Here is a 16,331-nt window from a genome sequence, read left to right as displayed (position 1 = left end):
CACGGCCCCGTGATCATCTGCAAGTCGGCATCAGAGATTGAGACTATGCGCGAGGCGGGCAGGATCGCAGCGGCCGCGCTGGAAGCTGTCGGTGAAGCGGTATGCCCCGGGATTGCTACCGGGCATCTCGACCGTATCGCGGAAGAGGTGATCCGGTCGAGCGGCGCCGTTCCCGCGTTCAAGGGGTACCATGGCTTTCCCGCCACCATATGCGCGTCGCCTAACAACACGGTCGTTCACGGGATACCAGGGGCGGGAGTACTGGTCGAGGGGGACATCCTGTCTGTGGATGTAGGCGCGATTCTCGACGGGTACTACGGCGATTGTGCGGCGACGTTCACTGTGGGACGCGTGGAACCCGAGGCCTTCGCACTTGTAGAGGCCACCCGTCTGGCGCTTGAGGCGGGAATCGAGCGATGCCATCCCGGGATGCGGCTCTACGACATCTCAGCGGCGGTTCAAGCCGTCGCCGAAGCGGCTGGCTTCTCTGTGGTACGTGAGTACGTGGGTCACGGCATAGGCCAATCGATGCACGAGGAGCCCCAGATTCCCAATCACGGGCGCGCTGGGACAGGTCCGGTCCTGGCTGAAGGGATGGTGTTTGCGATCGAGCCGATGGTGAATGCCGGTGGCGCTGGGGTGCGGGCGCTCGACGACGGTTGGAGTGTCGTCACGGAAGACGGATCGCTGTCTGCGCACTTCGAGCACACGGTTGCGGTGACCGCGAAGGGGCCAATTGTGCTCACCGCTGCATGAGTATTGCGGATTCGATAGACTCAACCGACAGGAATAAGTATACTAACCATTTGCCGCTCGGAGAGCCTAGGGAGGATACAGCGCCACGTGACCAAGCGTGAAGACTCGATAGAGATGGAAGGCACGGTCCTAGAACCGCTGCCGAACGCTATGTTCAGGGTGGAGCTGGATAACGGCCACAAGGTTCTTGCGCACATCTCGGGCAAGATGAGGATGCACTACATCCGGATACTGCCGGGCGACAAGGTGGTCGTGGAACTCTCGCCGTACGATCTGTCCCGGGGCCGTATAACGTACCGGTACAAGTAGCGGGAGTCCTGAAGGCGGGCTGTGGATACGCCCGGATGCGTGGATATGACAGGAGAAACCTCGCACCTGCGGCTGGGTGTGTAGATAGATCGAACGATGCCGAAAGGGTAGGGCGTCATGAAAGTGCGACCTTCGGTCAAGACGATGTGTGATAAGTGCAAGATCATTCGCCGCCATGGACGGGTTCTCGTCATCTGCGAGAACCCGCGTCACAAGCAGCGGCAGGGTTAGGAGGGATCCGGGAGTGGCCCGAATCGCAGGTGTTGACCTACCGCGCGAGAAGCGAGTAGAGATTGGTTTGACCTACATCTATGGGATCGGTCTGACCACGAGTCAGACGATTCTGCGCGAAACTGGGATAGACCCGTCCACGCGCGTCCGGAACCTCACGGAAGAAGAGGTCGTCCGGTTGCGGGAGTTCATCGACCGCGAACTTGAAGTCGAAGGCGACCTGCGCCGCGAGGTCGGTCAGAACATCAAGCGCCTGATGGAGATTGGCTGTTATCGCGGCCTTCGCCATCGTCGCGGTCTGCCTGTCCGTGGGCAGCGCACGCACACGAACGCGCGGACCCGCAAGGGACCGCGCCGCCAGATCGGCGCGAAGAAGAAGGGCAAGTAGGGTATGGCTGCCAAGAAGAAGACTGCTCAAAAACGTGTGCGCAGGAGCGAGCGGAAGAACATCGCCGTTGGTCAGGCGCACATCAGGAGTACGTTTAACAACACCATCATCTCAATCACCGACCCCAACGGGAACGTGATCGCGTGGCAGTCCGCCGGCACCGCCGGCTTCAAGGGCTCACGCAAGTCAACGCCCTTCGCCGCTCAGCTCGCGGCCGAGGCGTGCGCCAAGGTCGCACAGGAGCACGGTGTTCGCAAGGTATCCGTGTTTGTCAAGGGTCCTGGCTCAGGCCGCGAGACCGCTATCCGCACGCTCCAGGCGGCGGGGCTCGAGATCGCGAGCATCCAGGATCGTACGCCCGTACCCCACAATGGCTGCCGGCCGCGTAAGCGCCGCCGCGTCTAGCACTCGGGAGGACCACCGATATGGCACGTTACACCGGGGCGGACTGCAGATTGTGCCGCCGCGAAGGAATCAAGCTCTTTCTGAAGGGCGACCGCTGCTACGCGGATAAGTGTGGCGTCGAACGACGGCCCTTCCCGCCGGGAATGGCAGGCAAGCGCCGCCCTCGCGATAGTGAGTACCGCGTTCAGCTTCGTGAGAAGCAGAAGGCCAAAAGGATCTACGGAGTGCTGGAAAGGCAGTTTCGCACCTACTACGAGATCGCCAACCGTCAGACAGGGATCACGGGCGAGAACCTGCTCCGCCTCCTTGAGAGCCGTCTTGACAATGTGGTGTACCGTCTCGGGTTTGCGAAGTCACGCGATGAGGCCAGGCAGGTGGTGCGTCACGGTCACATCACGGTGAACGGAAGGCGCGTCGACATCCCGTCGTACCGTGTCCGCCCGGGTGACACCGTTGCCGTTGGCCCGAAGGCAAAAGATCTCCTCGTCATCAAGACCGCGCTCATCTCTTCCGAGAAGATCGAGGTCCCCGGGTGGCTGGAGGTCGACATAGAGAAGCTTTCCGGCAAGGTACTGTCGCTGCCTGATCGTGATCAGATCGACGCGCCCGTCCGTGAGCAGCTCATAGTCGAGCTGTACTCGAAGTAACGACACAGCACGTATGAAGGCCAAGGAGGCTCTTGGATGACAGAGTTCATGAGACCGCGCGTGAACGTAGTGCCCGTCGACGAGCGGGTGGCCCGCTACGTCGTTGAGCCGCTCGAGCGGGGCTTTGGATACACGCTCGGCAACTGCATGCGTCGCGTGCTGCTCTCCTCGCTTGAGGGCGCCGCCGCGACATCGATCCGTATCGAGGGCGTGCAGCACGAGTTCGCCACCGTCGAGGGGGTGCGCGAGGATGTAACGGACATCGTCCTCAACATCAAAGGGCTCGTGTTTCGCGAGACCGGCATTGGCGCCGGTGACGCGGTAGCGACTCTCAGTGCGACCGGACCCGGAGTCGTAACGGGAGCGGACCTCAGGGTTCCAGCCGAGTTCGAGCTGGTCAACCCCGAACACGTTATTGCGACGCTCAACGGCAAGGGCAAGCTTGAGATGGGCGTGCGTGTCGGCGTGGGACGGGGTTATGTCTCGGCGGACCGCAACAAGCGTGTCGAGGACCCGATCGGTGTCATCACGATTGACTCGCTGTTCAGCCCAGTGTCGCGGTGCACCTACGTGGTCGAAAACACGCGTGTCGGCCAGCGTACCGACTACGACAAGCTGATCCTCGAGGTCGAGACCAACGCCGCGATCACGCCCGGCGATGCGGTTGCTCGCGCGGGCCGCATCATCGAAGAGCACATGCTGCTGTTCGCCGCGCAGGCCACGGGCTCGCTCCCTGATGGAACGATATTCGAGGACAGCGACGCGGACGGTGACACTCAGCTCGATACGCCGATTGAGGAGCTCGATCTTTCGGTTCGCTCGTACAACTGCCTCAAGCGGCAGGGCATCAACACGATCGGTCAGCTTGCGGAGTGCTCCGAGGGCGACCTGCTCAACATCCGTAACTTTGGCGCGAAGTCCATCGAGGAAGTCAAAGACAAACTCCAGCACATGGGCTTGGGACTGAAGGCATAAGTGGGAGACAGCTGAAGATGAGACATCTCAAGAAGGGCCGTAAGCTCGGAACGGACGCGAGTCACACAAAGGCGATGCTCCGCAGTCTTGCGATCGCCGTGTTCAAGAGCGAGCGGATCAAGACCACCGAGACCCGTGCGAAAGAAGTCCGTACGCTGGTGGACAAGGTCATCACATGGGGAAAGCGTGGCGACCTCCACTCACGGCGGCTCGCTCTCGCAGCGCTGGGCGACAAGGAAGTCGTACACAAGGTGTTCGCGGATATCGCTCCGCGTTTCGAAGGCCGCGACGGCGGGTACACGCGTATCCTGAAGCTCGGCCCGAGGAAGGGAGACGCCGCGCCGATGGTGATTCTCGAACTCGTCGAGTAGCCACTATCGGTCTCGGATGGCGCTATCGGCGCCACGGCGACGTACAGGGAGGGTCTCACCGCGAGGTGCATGGCCCTCCCTGTACGTCTCGGCACGGCAAGGGGTGCTGCGGGCGATGATCGTGTTCGACCACGTAAGCTACGTCTATCCTGGCGCGGACGAGAACGCTGTTGCGCTAGATGGCGTCACGTTCAGCGTGCGGCCTGGTGAGCATGTCGCGGTGCTCGGGGCGAACGGATCGGGGAAGTCGACCCTCGCAAGATTGGCTAACGGCTTGCTGACGCCGTCTGCTGGCCGCGTCACGGTCGATGGAATCGACACTGGTGATCTGGCCCGCGCATGGGATGTCCGCTCGAGTGTGGGCATGGTCTTTCAGGATCCCGACAATCAGATTGTGGCCACCACGGTTGAGGAAGATGTCGCCTTTGGCCCCGAGAACCTCGGCGTTCCCGCCCCTGAGTTGAGGACGCGTGTGGATGAGGCGCTTGCGGCCGTCGGACTTGCGGGTCTTGAGGCACGCGAGCCGCATCAACTCTCGGGCGGTCAACGCCAACGACTCGCGATCGCCGGAGCCCTCGCGCTCTTACCGGCCTACCTTGTGTTGGATGAGCCGACCTCCATGCTCGATCCGCAGGGGCGGTTGGATGTGTTAGAGGCGGTGAGTCGACAGATCGATGCGGGCCGGGGCGTATTGCACGTTACCCATCATCTCGCCGACGCGTCGGTAGCTGATCGCGTGATCGTTCTCACTGCCGGGCGGATCGCTTTTTCCGGTCATCCACGCGGGATCTTGGGCGATGAGGCAGCGCTTACGTCCCTCGGTCTGTCTCTGCCCCCGATAGGTCGTTTCGCCGCTGAACTGAGGTCCCTCGGCGTGCCCGTTCCCCTTGAGGCGATGGATGCCGAGAGCGTGGTGGCCGCGCTGTGAGACTCGCGCTCCGTGACATCGGATACACATACGCACAAGGGACCTCGTTCGCTGTGCGCGCGCTTTCTGGGGTGGGTCTCGAGGTGGACCGGGGCGAGCTCGTGCTTGTGCTCGGCGCGACCGGGTCGGGCAAGTCGACGCTACTGAGGATCGCCGCAGGACTGCTCTCGCCTGCCGAGGGCACCGTTATGCTGAATGGTTCGCCGGTCAGCCGTCCGCCAGAGATCATCGGGCGCGTGGGACTCGTGTTCCAGTCGCCTCAGACGCAACTATTCGCCGAGACGGTTGAAGAAGACGTCGCGTTCGGTCCGCGAAATCTCGGACGCGGCCATGATGCCGCGCTCGAAGCGGCACGGGAGGCGCTCGAGCGCGTAGGCCTCGATTGGCGCACTTTCGGCCCGCGGTCCCCGTTCGCGCTCTCAGGCGGCGAAGCGCACCGCGTCGCAATCGCGGGGGTGCTCGCGATGCGTCCGGAGATCGTGTTGTTCGACGAGCCCACCACCGGACTTGATGTGAGCGGGCGCCGCGCCGTGCGCGTGATCGTGGAGGAGTTGCGTGAGCGTGCGGGCGTTGCCATCGTCACCCACGACGTCGAGGAGTTTCTCGGTGTCGCCGATAGAGTGATCGTGCTATCGGAAGGGGTTCTGGCGTACTCGGGAGGGGCGGGGGCGCTCATCGACGAACCCGCGCGTTTCCAAGCCGCCGGCCTTCGGGTTCCCGAGGTGCTCCGGGCGCAGGTGATGGCTCGTGAGGCCGGAGTGCCGATGACGTGCTTTTCGCTCGATCCTCACGCGGCTGCGGCGCTTGTGGCCGGAGCGCGGGAGCGGAAGGGGAAGCGGGAGCGGAAGCGATGAAGCCCCCTGTACCGTTCGGTCAGTACGTGCCCGGCAACTCTGGGATCCACCGGCTCGAGGCGCGCGCCAAGATGGGGGTCGCTGCCGCGTTTACCGCAATGCTGTTCGCGGTCGAAGGGTTCGCCGGTCTCGGCGTCTCGGCGGTCATCACGGTCGCAGCCGTCGTACTCTCAGGTGTACCGCCGAGGCTCGTCTTGCGCGGTGTTCGCGTCGTCTCCTTCATTCTTTTCTTCACCCTGCTCGCCCATGCGTTGCGCTGGGACTCCGCGACGGTGGCTCTCGTGCGCGTTGGCCCGCTTTCTGTTGACGCTGACGGCTTGCTCACCGGGATGTTTTTTGCGACGCGCATCGTGTTGCTTGTGGTGGGCACGTCGCTCGTCGCGCTCACCACCTCGCCGGTGCGCCTCACTGAGGGGCTTGAACGGTTGATGCGACCGCTCGAGCGTGTCGGGTTGCCCGCCGGAGACATCGCGATGATGCTGACGGTCGCGCTAAGGTTCATCCCGACGACAGCAGAGGAGGCCGAGAAGGTCGTGGTCGCGCAGATGGCCCGCGGTGCGCGGTTCGATCGGGGAGGACCGATATCGCGAGCGAAGGCGTACGTGCCTGTACTCGTTCCGCTCTTCGTCGGCCTGTTCCGCCGGGCCGACGAGTTGGCGACGGCGATGGAGTCCCGGTGCTATCGTGGGGGCACCGGGCGCACGCGGCTTACGGAGAGGCGGATGGGCGCCAGCGACTGGACGGTGCTCGCCGCAAGCGTCGCGCTCATGGTGATGCTTGGAGTGACGCTCTAATGGTGCCGGGGACACAGGAATCTATCGATGCCACGAGCACCCTCGTGCTCACGCTCGCCTACGATGGCGCGCGCTTCGCGGGATTCGCTCGGCAACCTGGGCTCGACACGGTTCAGGGACGAGTCGAGTCTGCGCTCACCACCGTGTTTGGGCGTGCTGTGGAGACGACGGGCGCCGGGCGCACCGACGCGGGGGTCCACGCGCTCGGCCAGGTCGTCTCGGCCCCGCTATACGGTGAGAATCCGGACCCCCACGTGCTTGTGCGCTCTCTTAATGCGCTTGTGGGAGAGGGCGTGGCCGTCACCGGTGTCACGCGCGCGGTAGCTGGATTCTCGGCACGGCACTCAGCGATACGCCGAGAGTACCGCTATACCCTCGTGCCCGGACCGGTGCCGCCGCTCTTCTTGAGATCCACAGCGTGGTGGGTGAAGCGCGCACTCGACGTTGGCGCGATGCGTGACGCGGGCGCGCTCCTTATAGGCGAGCATGATTTCCGTTCGTTCTGTGTGGCCGAGAGCGCCAAGGGGCGTGTCACGAGACGCCGGATAGAGAAGCTTGAAGTCTACCCTGACGTTCAGCTCGGCGAGCGTGCTATCGTGGTGCGTGTTGTAGGCAATGCCTTCCTGCATTCGATGGTACGCGTAATAGTCGGTTCCCTCGTCGAGGTGGGGAGCGGGAGACATCCGGCGGGGTGGATCGCCGACGCGCTCGAGTCACGGGACCGGTCGGCGGCCGGACCCACCGCTCCGCCGCACGGACTTGTGCTCTGGCGCGTGGAGTACGCCGAGGACCCATGGATACGCCCGGGTGCGTGTGAAATTGACACGCCGGATGGCGGTGGCTAAAGTGTAAGGGTTCGTTTCAAGGCCCCGTGAAACCGTGACGCGAACACACATGATCGTATCCGTTTGGAGGACCATTGAAGACCTATCATGCCAAACCCGGCGAGGTCGAGCGCGAGTGGCTCGTTGTCGACGCCACCGATATCGTCCTGGGGAGGCTTGCAAGCCAGGTGGCCCAGATTCTCAAAGGCAAGAACAAGCCACGGTACACTCCGCACGTGGACACAGGTGACTTTGTGGTCGTGGTGAACGCCTCGAAGATTCGCTTGACAGGCAACAAGCTCGCTGAGAAGTCCAAGTTCCGCTACAGCGGTTTCCCCGGTGGCCTCAAGGAGGTTCCGATTTCGAGGATGCTCGAGCGGCACCCCGAGCGCGTCGTCCAGCTCGCTGTCAAGGGTATGCTGCCCAAGAACACGCTCGGTCGCGCCATGCTCAAGAAGCTGAAGGTGTACGGTGGCCCCGATCATCCCCACGAGGCTCAGCAGCCTCGTGAGATCACTCTGGAGGGTTAGAGCATGGCTGAGAACAAGGCAGTCTACCTAGGTACCGGCCGACGCAAGACCTCGGTGGCGCGGGTACGTATCGTTCCCGGTACGGGCGTCTACACCGTCAACGGCCGTCCTGCCGCTGACTACTTCGGCCGCGACGCGTATGTCACCTACATCGAGCAGCCGTTCAAAGCTACTGAGACGGCGGGCAGATTCGACGTGATCGCCAAGATTCACGGTGGCGGAGTTTCGGGCCAGGCTGGGGCGTTGCGCCACGGTATTGCCCGCGCGCTCCTCGAGGCCGGCGATGAGTACCGTGGTGACCTCAAGCGTGCCGGATTGCTGCGCCGCGACCCGCGGATGGTCGAGCGCAAGAAGTACGGCCTCAAGAAGGCCCGCAAGCGCCCGCAGTTCTCGAAGCGCTAGGCTTTCTATCACGAGATTCGACTGCCGGGACCCGTCCATCGTGGCGGGTTCCGCGCGTAGAACGGGAGGAATTCACCATGGCGCGTCTGTTTGGCACCGATGGTGTGCGCGGAATCGCTAACGCGGACCTCACTCCGGAGATCGCTTTCAGGCTTGGGGAAGCGGCGGGTCACTTCCTTGGTGACAAGGGGGCTGGCCGCATTGTGGTGGGACGAGATACGCGGCGTTCTGGCGAGATGCTCGAAGCGGCGCTCGTAGCGGGCATCTGTTCTGGCGGTGCCGATGCGCTCATCGCTGGCATCGTGCCAACACCCGCGGTCGCACACCTTACGCGCACGCTCGGAGCCGATGGCGGGGTGGTGATCTCGGCGTCGCACAATCCCGCGACCTACAACGGCATCAAGCTGTTCAGCCGGGAAGGGTTCAAGCTCCCCGATGAGCTCGAAGACCAGATCGAGAAGTTCATGATCTCGGAGCGCGACTGGGAGAGGCCCGTTGGCGCGGGGGTGGGCCGGGTGCGTGAGCTCGCCGACGCCGTTGACCTCTACGTCGCGCATGCGATCTCGTGCATCGATGGCGATCTCACCGGAATGACGATAGCGGTCGACTGCGGTCACGGAGCGGCTTCGGTCGCGACCCCGCGGACCTTGCGCGAGCTCGGGGCGACCGTTGTCGCGCTCAACTGTGCGTGGGATGGGATGGACATCAACGACTCGTGCGGATCGACCGATCTGGCGCCCCTCACGGAGCTTGTGCGCTCGCACACGGTCGACTTTGGCATCGCGCACGATGGTGATGCCGATCGAGTCATCGCGGTTGACGAGACCGGGGCCGAGGTAGATGGTGATGCGATCATGGCGGTGTGCGCCGCGTATCTGAAGGAGCGTGGGGCGCTCGCTGGCAACACAGTGGTGAGCACCGTCATGTGTAATCTCGGCTTCGAGGTCGCTATGCGTGAACGTGGGATAACGCTCGTCAAGACCAAGGTTGGTGATCGTTACGTGCTCGAGCAAATGCGGGCGTCCGGGGCGCTTCTTGGCGGAGAGCAGTCGGGGCACGTCATCTTCATGGAGCACTCGACCACGGGTGACGGTCTTGTTACGGCGCTCAAGCTCGCCGAGGTCATCCGTCAGACCGGCAGACGTCTCTCGGAACTTACGAAGGTGATGACCCGGTACCCGCAGGTGTTGATCAACGTTCCGGTGGCCGATAAGGGCCGTCTCGGCGCAAGCGCCGCTATCAGCGCGGCGATACACGCCGCCGAGGACCGGCTCGGCGAGGAGGGCCGTGTGCTCGTTCGAGCGAGCGGGACAGAGCCGCTCGTGCGCGTCATGGCCGAGGCCGCTGACGCTAAGATCGCCTCCAAGATCGTCGATGAGCTCGTGGATGTGGTTCGCGCGGAGCTCGGCTGAGGGAGTGGGGCTGATATAATCTCGCCGGAACACTCGGCGGGTCGTGTTTGCGGAATGGAGGTGGGCCGGGAACGAAGTGAGCGTGAGAAAGCGCCAGGGCTGACGGTACAAGCACCGCGAGAGCGGTGGTCAGCCGACGAGGTGAGAGTCTATCGAAGTATTCGGCGGATGGCTCTCCGGCTCGACCGGAGTCGTGACGTCACCGGCAAATCCCGCGGGCGATCGCGGGGACAACACGGTGGCGGTCCGGTATCGACATGAGTTCATGGGGCCGTGGCGCCCACGACCCGGCAGACATCCGAGCCGCGGTCTCTACCGTACACCTAGCAGTCGTGCGCTCGTCGCGCGCGGCGGATGAGAAAGGTCATCTGACCCATGTGTGGAATCGTCGGATACACCGGTCCACGGCAAGCGACCGACGTGCTGCTCGGGGGGCTTGCTCGTCTTGAGTATCGCGGGTACGACTCGGCCGGCATAGCGGTCGTGAACGATGGCGGGCTTGGCGTCATGCGCCGCGTTGGTAAGCTCGTCAATCTGACTGACGCCGTCGCGGCGGCTCCGGTTCCTGGCTCGGTCGGGATCGGTCACACCCGCTGGGCGACGCACGGACGACCGAGTGAGCAAAACGCGCACCCTCACATCGACTGCACCGGACGGATCGCAGTCGTGCACAACGGCATTATCGAAAACTATCTCGAGCTGCGTGAGGAGCTCGCGCGAGCGGGTCACATTCTCAGAAGCGAGACCGACACCGAGGTGGTTGCGCACCTGGTGGAGGCGTACTTCGAGGGCGATCTCGTCGAGGCGGTCCGCAAGGCGATCAAGCGGCTGACCGGCGCGTACGCACTCGGCGTCGTGCACCTTGATCACCCCGGCACCATCGTCGCTGCGCGTAAAGACTCGCCCCTCATCATCGGAATCGGCACGGGCGAGAACATCGTCGCGAGCGACATTCCGGCGGTCCTTGAGTACACGCGAGAGGTGCTCGCGCTCGCGGATGGTCAGGTGGCGAAGGTCACAAGTGATCGAGTCGAGGTCACCAGCCCGGACGGTGAGCGGGTCGAACCGGAGATGCTGTACGTCGAGTGGGATCTGGAGGCCGCCGAGAAGGGAGGCTACGACGACTTCATGCTCAAAGAGATCTACGAGCAGCCGACAGCGATTCGCGAGACGCTTCGAGGGCGCATGGGGGCCGACGGCCGGATACAACTTTCAGAGCTCGCAATGACGCCCGAGGAGGTCGCGATGATAGATCGCGTCGTCATCCTCGCATGCGGCACGTCGTTTCACGCGGGCATCGTCGCAAAGACGCTGATCGAGCAGTGGGCGCGCATTACCGTTGAGGTTCAGGTCTCCAGCGAGTTTCGCTACTCGGATCCAATCGTTGGTGATGAGACGCTCGTCGTCGCCATTACCCAGTCGGGCGAGACGGCCGACACGCTCGCCGGCGTTCGCGAGGCGCGCGAGCGCGGCGCAAAGGTGATCGCCATTACCAACGTCGTGGGTTCGCGTGTGACTCGTGAGGCCGACGGTGTCCTCTACACGCACGCGGGTCCTGAGATAGGGGTTGCCGCCACCAAGACGTTCACCGCGCAGATCGCGGCGCTTACGGTGCTCGCCCTCAAGCTGGCGCAGGCGAAGGGATCGCTTCCCGACGAGCGCGTCGAGAACCTGTGGACCGAGCTCACCCGGATCCCGGACATCGTAGAGGCGATCCTGCAAGACCTCGACTCGGTCGAGGAGTGCGCGACGGCGTACACTGACGTCTACTCGACGCTTTTTCTCGGCAGGGGGATTGGCGTCCCGGTTGCGATGGAGGGCGCGCTCAAGCTCAAGGAGATCAGCTACATCCACGCCGAGGCGTACCCTGCGGGCGAGATGAAGCATGGGCCGATCGCCCTAATCAGTGAGGACGTGCCGGTGGTGGTTGTCGCGACACAGGGACACACGTACGAAAAGGTCGTGAGCAACATCCAGGAGGTCAGAGCTCGAGGGGCCGAGGTGATCGCGGTGGCGACGTACGGTGATGACTCCATCCGCCAGCACGCCGAGCACGTCTTGTACGTTCCGGCAACGCCCGAAGCGCTCTCGGCGATTCCCGCGTCGATCCCGCTTCAAGTGCTCTCGTACCGCATAGCGAAGTTACGCGGATGCAACGTGGATCAGCCGCGCAACCTCGCCAAATCGGTCACCGTGGAGTAGCGCATGGCGGTCACCGGACTCGGGGTCGACATCGTCGAGATCGAGCGCATGCGCTCGGCGCTTGAGCGTACGCCGCGAATGCGCGAGCGCATCTTCTCGGCCGAGGAGCGCGCGTACTGCGATTCGCGCCGCAGGCCCGAGATCCACTACGCGATGAGGTTCGCCGCCAAGGAGGCGGTCTTAAAGGCGCTCGGCACCGGCTTTTCCGGGATGCGCTTCACCGACGTCGAGGTCGTTCGCGATGAGCGCGGCAGGCCGGCGCCGAGGCTTTCGGGGCGCGCTGCTGAGGTCGCACAGGAACGCGGGATCGTCGAGATGCACCTTTCACTGTCGTTCACGCACTCGACCGCGGTAGCCTCGGCCGTCGCGATCACCGTGGAGGGCAGACCTCGCCCTGCCGACAAGCCCGTGGATCCCAAAATGCGCCTCGCTGCTTCATTTAAAGAGGCGCGAGCGCTGCTCGACGAGTCTGCGGAGGGGGATACTCGTTTCACACCGTGAGACCGCACCAAGATGACGGGAGCGAGGCGTGTTGTACGCACTCAACGCCGGGACCGCGCGCGTCGCCGAGGAACGTGCGGCGGCTGAGCTGGGAATTGAGGTCGCGATCCTCATGGATCGGGCGGGCACGGCGCTCGCTCGTGAGGTCGCTCGACGGGCACCCGATGGGCCGATTGCGGTCGTTGCTGGGAAGGGTAACAACGGCGGAGACGGTTGGGTCGCCGCAAGACGTCTTGCCTCGGCGGGGCGTGACGTCACCGTGTTCACCCCAGTCGATCCGGCGGCAATAAGGGGGCCTGCTGGCGAGGCCGCACGCGCCGCTGCCGGTGCGGGAGTTGTGACTCGCGTCGTCATCTTGGAGGGGTCGCCCGCGCCCGATGCGCTCCGCGGGCATGCACTTGTCATAGACGCGCTCTTCGGTACCGGTTTCCTGGGACCGGTCCGCCCACCGTTTGTCGCATGGATTGACGCGATCGGCGCTTCAGGCGCCGTGGTCGTGGCCGCGGACGTGCCGTCCGGGGTGGACGCATCAACCGGAACGGTTCTTGGTTGCGCCGTCAGGGCTGATGTGACGGTGGCCTTCTCGGCTCCTAAGACCGGCACGCTCGTCTATCCCGGTGCTGAGTACGCCGGAGAGGTGGTCGTCGCTGACATCGGAATCCCGCAGGAGTACCTCGGCCAACCGGGTGACCTCGAGCTCTGGGACCCGATCGACTACCGCGCGTTGCTGCCAAGGCCAGCCTTCGATTCTCACAAGAACTCACGCGGCCGGGTGCTCATCGTGGCCGGATCGGGCGCGTTTCCCGGAGCGGCGGCTCTCACGGCGATGGGCGCGCAGCGGATGGGTGCCGGGTATGTGGCTGTGGCCGCTCCAGAATCAATCGTTCCCGTCCTCCAAGCCATGCTCACGTCGGCCGTGGTGATGGGGCTTCCGGAGAGCCGGACGCGCACGCTCGCATCGAAGGTGATCGACGCCGTTCTCGATGTTGCTCGAGAGTTTGACGCTGTGGTGCTTGGCCCGGGCATGACCGTCGCTCACGGCGCGGTCCACGTCGTCAGGGCGCTTACGGAATCGCTCGACGTGCCGCTCGTGATCGACGCGGACGGGTTGAACGCTCTCATCGACACGGTGGGAGCGATAACGGTGCGCGAGGCGCCCACCATTATCACTCCGCACCCCGGCGAGCTCGCGCGACTGCTTGGGGTGACCCCCCAGACCGTGCAATCGGATAGACTGATGTACGGAGGCGTACTGAGCGGACCCCGGCTCACGTGCGTGCTCAAAGGGGCCCGCACTGTGGTGAGCGGTTGTGGACGTCAGGTCATCACGGTTGCGGGAGGTCCCGCACTCGCGACAGCCGGTACCGGCGACGTTCTCGCGGGGATTGCCGGATCACTGCTTGCGCAGGGGCTTGAGCCACTCGAAGCGGGGGCACTCGCAGCGTATCTCCACGCGCGAGCGGGTGATCTCGCCGCAGCGGAGTTGACCGCTCTTTCGGTGGTCGCCGAGGATATCCCGGCGTACCTTCCTAGAGCAATCCGCGAGCTTGACGAAGAAGCGTGATGTTTGACGGGGCCGCACGTGAGCGATTGGAACCAAGGTGCGGTGTCGGGCCGGTCGAGAACCTGGTTTAGGAGGGAGTGATGATGACTGAGAAGACGGTACGGGAGATCATGACGGCCGAGCCGGTCACGGTGACGCCGGAGATGACGGTCACTGACGCGGCGCGCCTTATGGTCGAGCACGCCATCGGGGCGCTGCCGGTCATGGAAGGCGACGTTATCATCGGCATCGTGACCGAGGGCGATCTCATCATGCAAGACGTGAAGCTGGAGTTCCCAACGTACCTCCACCTTCTCGACGGCTACATCCTGTACCCGGGAGCTAAGGCGCGATTCGAATCCGAGCTCAAGAAGGCCGTCGCCGCGAACGTGCGGGACGTGATGACGCCCGATCCGCTCACCGTCCAGGCTGACGCCACAGTCGAGGACGCCGCCACGCTCCTCGTCGATCGCGACGTGAGCCGCCTGCCGGTACTCGATGGCGGCCGCCTGGTCGGGGTTGTGAGCAAGTCCGACATCGTTCGCTCGCTCGTGGCCGAGGCGGAGTGACCTTCAGTGGGGTATGAGCGCTGGGCTCATGTAGACATCGATCTTACTGCGATCGCGAAGAATGTGCGCGCGCTTAAGGGGCTCACGCGCCCGGGCACGCTGTTCATGGCGGTCGTGAAGGCTGATGGATACGGACACGGTGCGCTTCCCGTGGCTCGAGCCGCGCTGGCGGCGGGGGCTGACCGTCTCGGAGTGGCGACCGTGGAGGAAGCTCTCGAGCTGCGTGAAGCAGGAGTTACCGCTCCCGTGCAACTTCTTTCAGAGCCGCCTGCAAGTAGCGTTGACCTGTTGCTTGAGAGCGATATCGTGCCCACCGTGACGACACGCGGATTCGCCGACGCGCTCGGACGTGCGGCCGCGTCGCGAGGCGTTAGGGCACGCTACCACCTCAAGATTGACACCGGGATGAACCGGATCGGTGTTGCCGCCGGTGACGCGCCGGCGTTTGCCGCGGCGCTCACTGAGTTTTCTGCTCTCACACTCGAGGGCGTCTTCACGCACTTCGCCACCGCCGATGTTCCCGGTGACTGGGATTTCGAGAACCAGCTGACGCGGTTCTCGGCGGTGCTCGACCGCATGCGCAAGGAGGGTATCGACCCTGGCATCGTGCACGCGGCGAACAGCTCGGCCACGATCCTGCGTCCGGATTCCCACTTCGACATGGTGCGCTGCGGGATATCGATCTACGGCCTCCACCCATCGTCGGCGACGCGCGAACTTGTTGATCTCACGCCCGCGATGTCGGTGCGCGCGAGGGTGACCCTCGTCAAAAGGATTGGGATGGGAGAGGGCGTGAGCTACGGCCTCACGTGGCGCGCGGCGGCTCCGACTACCGTGGCGACGTTGCCCCTCGGCTATGCCGACGGAGTTCACCGCGTGCTCTCGAACTCGATGAGCGTACTTGTTAAAGGCGAGCGTTGCCCCCAGATAGGCCGGATCTGCATGGATCAGCTCATGGTGGAGATTGCGCGCGGGGTGGATGTGCGCGAAGGCGACGAGGCGGTCATCATCGGTACGCAGGGGGCCGCGTCGATCACCCTTGACGAACTCGCCGGCCTCGCCGGCACCATCAACTACGAGCTGGCGTGCGCGTTGGGGATGCGCATGCCGCGCGTATACACCACGTAGCGCTTTCTCGGTCGCCTCCTATACGTGCCGGGCCCTTTGGCGCCGTCTATCCGCTCTTGGCAGGAGTTTGCGGCGCGTTTGGAGAAATACAACATAAGAAACGTGCCGCGTTGGTCCGGCGACGCGCGCGCCGGGTCACCGCGTGAGCGCGGGAGGTGGACGTGGACGAGAAGGTGTTAGAGGAGATCCAGTTCCACACGGAGACAGTTGCCAGTGACGCCAACTCGCCGCTCCATCTGATCCGCGAAAAAGAGATGGAGATTTCGGGACGGGTGCTTGCCGCCAAGAAACACGCCGAGGAGATCGTCGCCGAGGCGCGCCGTAGCGCGGTTGCGGTCCTTCAGGAGGCCCAAGAGGAGGGCTCGCGGCTTTCCGCAGAGCGGGAGGTGGAAGTTCGAAGCGAGATCGAGCGCGAGACGCTTCGGATTTTTGCGCAGGCGGACGGCGACGTAGCCGCCCTCGAAGAGGCTGTCAGATCACGTTTCGACACGGGTGTTGATTTCATAGTGGGGGCTGTGGTGCGCGGAAAGGCGTGATGTCACATCGGCGGATGTGAACGGGG

General features: G+C 64.0%; 21 protein-coding genes. All 21 read left to right on the top strand.

What is annotated here, in order from left to right:
- Positions 1 to 9 precede the first annotated feature (9 nt).
- The 21 genes from map to KGZ40_00090 all read left to right on the top strand — a co-directional run bounded on the left by map (position 10) and on the right by KGZ40_00090 (position 16,305).
- The gene (map, locus tag KGZ40_00190; GenBank protein ID MBS3955941.1) at positions 10 to 756 is read left to right on the top strand and encodes a type I methionyl aminopeptidase; all 747 of its coding nucleotides are present in this window, start codon (positions 10 to 12) and stop codon (positions 754 to 756) included.
- A gap of 87 nt (positions 757 to 843) precedes the next feature.
- A complete protein-coding gene (gene infA / locus KGZ40_00185; GenBank protein ID MBS3955940.1) occupies positions 844 to 1,065 on the top strand; it encodes a translation initiation factor IF-1 in 222 nt (73 codons plus the stop codon).
- A 117-nt stretch (positions 1,066 to 1,182) separates the two neighbouring features.
- Positions 1,183 to 1,296, top strand: a complete 114-nt coding sequence (gene rpmJ, locus KGZ40_00180; GenBank protein ID MBS3955939.1) for a 50S ribosomal protein L36 — start codon at positions 1,183 to 1,185, stop codon at positions 1,294 to 1,296.
- Positions 1,297 to 1,309: 13 nt separating this feature from the next.
- The gene (rpsM, locus tag KGZ40_00175; GenBank protein ID MBS3955938.1) at positions 1,310 to 1,684 is read left to right on the top strand and encodes a 30S ribosomal protein S13; all 375 of its coding nucleotides are present in this window, start codon (positions 1,310 to 1,312) and stop codon (positions 1,682 to 1,684) included.
- Between the two features lie 3 nt (positions 1,685 to 1,687).
- Positions 1,688 to 2,089 carry a 30S ribosomal protein S11 gene (gene rpsK, locus KGZ40_00170; protein ID MBS3955937.1) on the top strand — a complete coding sequence of 134 codons (402 nt, stop codon included), beginning with the start codon at positions 1,688 to 1,690 and terminating at the stop codon, positions 2,087 to 2,089.
- Positions 2,090 to 2,109: 20 nt separating this feature from the next.
- A complete protein-coding gene (gene rpsD / locus KGZ40_00165) occupies positions 2,110 to 2,736 on the top strand; it encodes a 30S ribosomal protein S4 (GenBank protein ID MBS3955936.1) in 627 nt (208 codons plus the stop codon).
- 36 nt (positions 2,737 to 2,772) lie between these two features.
- Complete coding sequence (locus KGZ40_00160; GenBank protein MBS3955935.1) at positions 2,773 to 3,711, top strand: DNA-directed RNA polymerase subunit alpha; 939 nt, start codon at positions 2,773 to 2,775, stop codon at positions 3,709 to 3,711.
- Positions 3,712 to 3,728: 17 nt separating this feature from the next.
- Positions 3,729 to 4,082, top strand: coding sequence for a 50S ribosomal protein L17 (rplQ, locus tag KGZ40_00155; protein MBS3955934.1), 354 nt, complete (start codon positions 3,729 to 3,731; stop codon positions 4,080 to 4,082).
- 16 nt (positions 4,083 to 4,098) lie between these two features.
- Entirely contained in the window at positions 4,099 to 5,010 is a 912-nt protein-coding gene (locus tag KGZ40_00150; GenBank protein ID MBS3955933.1) for an energy-coupling factor transporter ATPase, read from the top strand.
- Positions 5,007 to 5,864: an ATP-binding cassette domain-containing protein gene (locus tag KGZ40_00145; protein ID MBS3955932.1), complete on the top strand. Its 858-nt coding sequence runs from the start codon at positions 5,007 to 5,009 to the stop codon at positions 5,862 to 5,864. Before KGZ40_00150 ends, KGZ40_00145 begins: the two co-directional genes overlap by 4 nt.
- Positions 5,861 to 6,658: an energy-coupling factor transporter transmembrane protein EcfT gene (locus KGZ40_00140; GenBank protein MBS3955931.1), complete on the top strand. Its 798-nt coding sequence runs from the start codon at positions 5,861 to 5,863 to the stop codon at positions 6,656 to 6,658. The genes KGZ40_00145 and KGZ40_00140 overlap by 4 nt, the downstream gene beginning before the upstream one ends.
- Positions 6,658 to 7,503 (top strand): tRNA pseudouridine(38-40) synthase TruA, encoded by an 846-nt coding sequence (gene truA, locus KGZ40_00135; protein ID MBS3955930.1) that lies wholly within the window; start codon positions 6,658 to 6,660, stop codon positions 7,501 to 7,503. The genes KGZ40_00140 and truA overlap by 1 nt, the downstream gene beginning before the upstream one ends.
- 74 nt (positions 7,504 to 7,577) lie before the next feature.
- Positions 7,578 to 8,012 carry a 50S ribosomal protein L13 gene (rplM, locus tag KGZ40_00130; protein ID MBS3955929.1) on the top strand — a complete coding sequence of 145 codons (435 nt, stop codon included), beginning with the start codon at positions 7,578 to 7,580 and terminating at the stop codon, positions 8,010 to 8,012.
- A gap of 3 nt (positions 8,013 to 8,015) precedes the next feature.
- Positions 8,016 to 8,414, top strand: a complete 399-nt coding sequence (gene rpsI, locus KGZ40_00125) for a 30S ribosomal protein S9 (GenBank protein ID MBS3955928.1) — start codon at positions 8,016 to 8,018, stop codon at positions 8,412 to 8,414.
- 77 nt (positions 8,415 to 8,491) lie between these two features.
- Complete coding sequence (locus tag KGZ40_00120) at positions 8,492 to 9,826, top strand: phosphoglucosamine mutase (GenBank protein MBS3955927.1); 1,335 nt, start codon at positions 8,492 to 8,494, stop codon at positions 9,824 to 9,826.
- Between the two features lie 375 nt (positions 9,827 to 10,201).
- Positions 10,202 to 12,028 (top strand): glutamine--fructose-6-phosphate transaminase (isomerizing), encoded by a 1,827-nt coding sequence (glmS, locus tag KGZ40_00115; GenBank protein ID MBS3955926.1) that lies wholly within the window; start codon positions 10,202 to 10,204, stop codon positions 12,026 to 12,028.
- A 3-nt stretch (positions 12,029 to 12,031) separates the two neighbouring features.
- Positions 12,032 to 12,529: a holo-ACP synthase gene (locus KGZ40_00110; GenBank protein MBS3955925.1), complete on the top strand. Its 498-nt coding sequence runs from the start codon at positions 12,032 to 12,034 to the stop codon at positions 12,527 to 12,529.
- A 28-nt stretch (positions 12,530 to 12,557) separates the two neighbouring features.
- Complete coding sequence (locus KGZ40_00105; protein MBS3955924.1) at positions 12,558 to 14,093, top strand: NAD(P)H-hydrate dehydratase; 1,536 nt, start codon at positions 12,558 to 12,560, stop codon at positions 14,091 to 14,093.
- Between the two features lie 80 nt (positions 14,094 to 14,173).
- Complete coding sequence (locus KGZ40_00100; protein ID MBS3955923.1) at positions 14,174 to 14,641, top strand: CBS domain-containing protein; 468 nt, start codon at positions 14,174 to 14,176, stop codon at positions 14,639 to 14,641.
- A 6-nt stretch (positions 14,642 to 14,647) separates the two neighbouring features.
- Positions 14,648 to 15,769, top strand: coding sequence for an alanine racemase (locus tag KGZ40_00095; GenBank protein MBS3955922.1), 1,122 nt, complete (start codon positions 14,648 to 14,650; stop codon positions 15,767 to 15,769).
- 161 nt (positions 15,770 to 15,930) lie between these two features.
- Positions 15,931 to 16,305, top strand: coding sequence for a hypothetical protein (locus tag KGZ40_00090; GenBank protein ID MBS3955921.1), 375 nt, complete (start codon positions 15,931 to 15,933; stop codon positions 16,303 to 16,305).
- The last annotated feature ends 26 nt before the right edge of the window (positions 16,306 to 16,331 follow it).

It is taken from the genome of Clostridiales bacterium, from assembly GCA_018333995.1.
In the GTDB taxonomy this organism is placed as follows: Bacteria; Actinomycetota; Coriobacteriia; order Anaerosomatales; family SLCP01; genus JAGXSG01.
The sequence above is the reverse complement of the archived record's forward strand: the minus strand, read 5'-3'. Positions and strand labels throughout refer to the sequence as shown.

Excerpts from the sequence above, each read along its gene's own strand:
- rpmJ (MBS3955939.1), top strand. The coding sequence starts at position 1,183 with ATGAAAGTGCGACCTTCGGTCAAGACGATGTGTGATAAGTGCAAGATC.
- rpsK (MBS3955937.1), top strand. The coding sequence starts at position 1,688 with ATGGCTGCCAAGAAGAAGACTGCTCAAAAACGTGTGCGCAGGAGCGAG.
- rpsD (MBS3955936.1), top strand. The coding sequence starts at position 2,110 with ATGGCACGTTACACCGGGGCGGACTGCAGATTGTGCCGCCGCGAAGGA.
- KGZ40_00160 (MBS3955935.1), top strand. The coding sequence starts at position 2,773 with ATGACAGAGTTCATGAGACCGCGCGTGAACGTAGTGCCCGTCGACGAG.
- rplQ (MBS3955934.1), top strand. The coding sequence starts at position 3,729 with ATGAGACATCTCAAGAAGGGCCGTAAGCTCGGAACGGACGCGAGTCAC.
- KGZ40_00150 (MBS3955933.1), top strand. The coding sequence starts at position 4,099 with ATGGCGCTATCGGCGCCACGGCGACGTACAGGGAGGGTCTCACCGCGA.
- KGZ40_00140 (MBS3955931.1), top strand. The coding sequence starts at position 5,861 with ATGAAGCCCCCTGTACCGTTCGGTCAGTACGTGCCCGGCAACTCTGGG.
- truA (MBS3955930.1), top strand. The coding sequence starts at position 6,658 with ATGGTGCCGGGGACACAGGAATCTATCGATGCCACGAGCACCCTCGTG.
- rpsI (MBS3955928.1), top strand. The coding sequence starts at position 8,016 with ATGGCTGAGAACAAGGCAGTCTACCTAGGTACCGGCCGACGCAAGACC.
- KGZ40_00120 (MBS3955927.1), top strand. The coding sequence starts at position 8,492 with ATGGCGCGTCTGTTTGGCACCGATGGTGTGCGCGGAATCGCTAACGCG.
- glmS (MBS3955926.1), top strand. The coding sequence starts at position 10,202 with ATGTGTGGAATCGTCGGATACACCGGTCCACGGCAAGCGACCGACGTG.
- KGZ40_00110 (MBS3955925.1), top strand. The coding sequence starts at position 12,032 with ATGGCGGTCACCGGACTCGGGGTCGACATCGTCGAGATCGAGCGCATG.
- KGZ40_00100 (MBS3955923.1), top strand. The coding sequence starts at position 14,174 with ATGATGACTGAGAAGACGGTACGGGAGATCATGACGGCCGAGCCGGTC.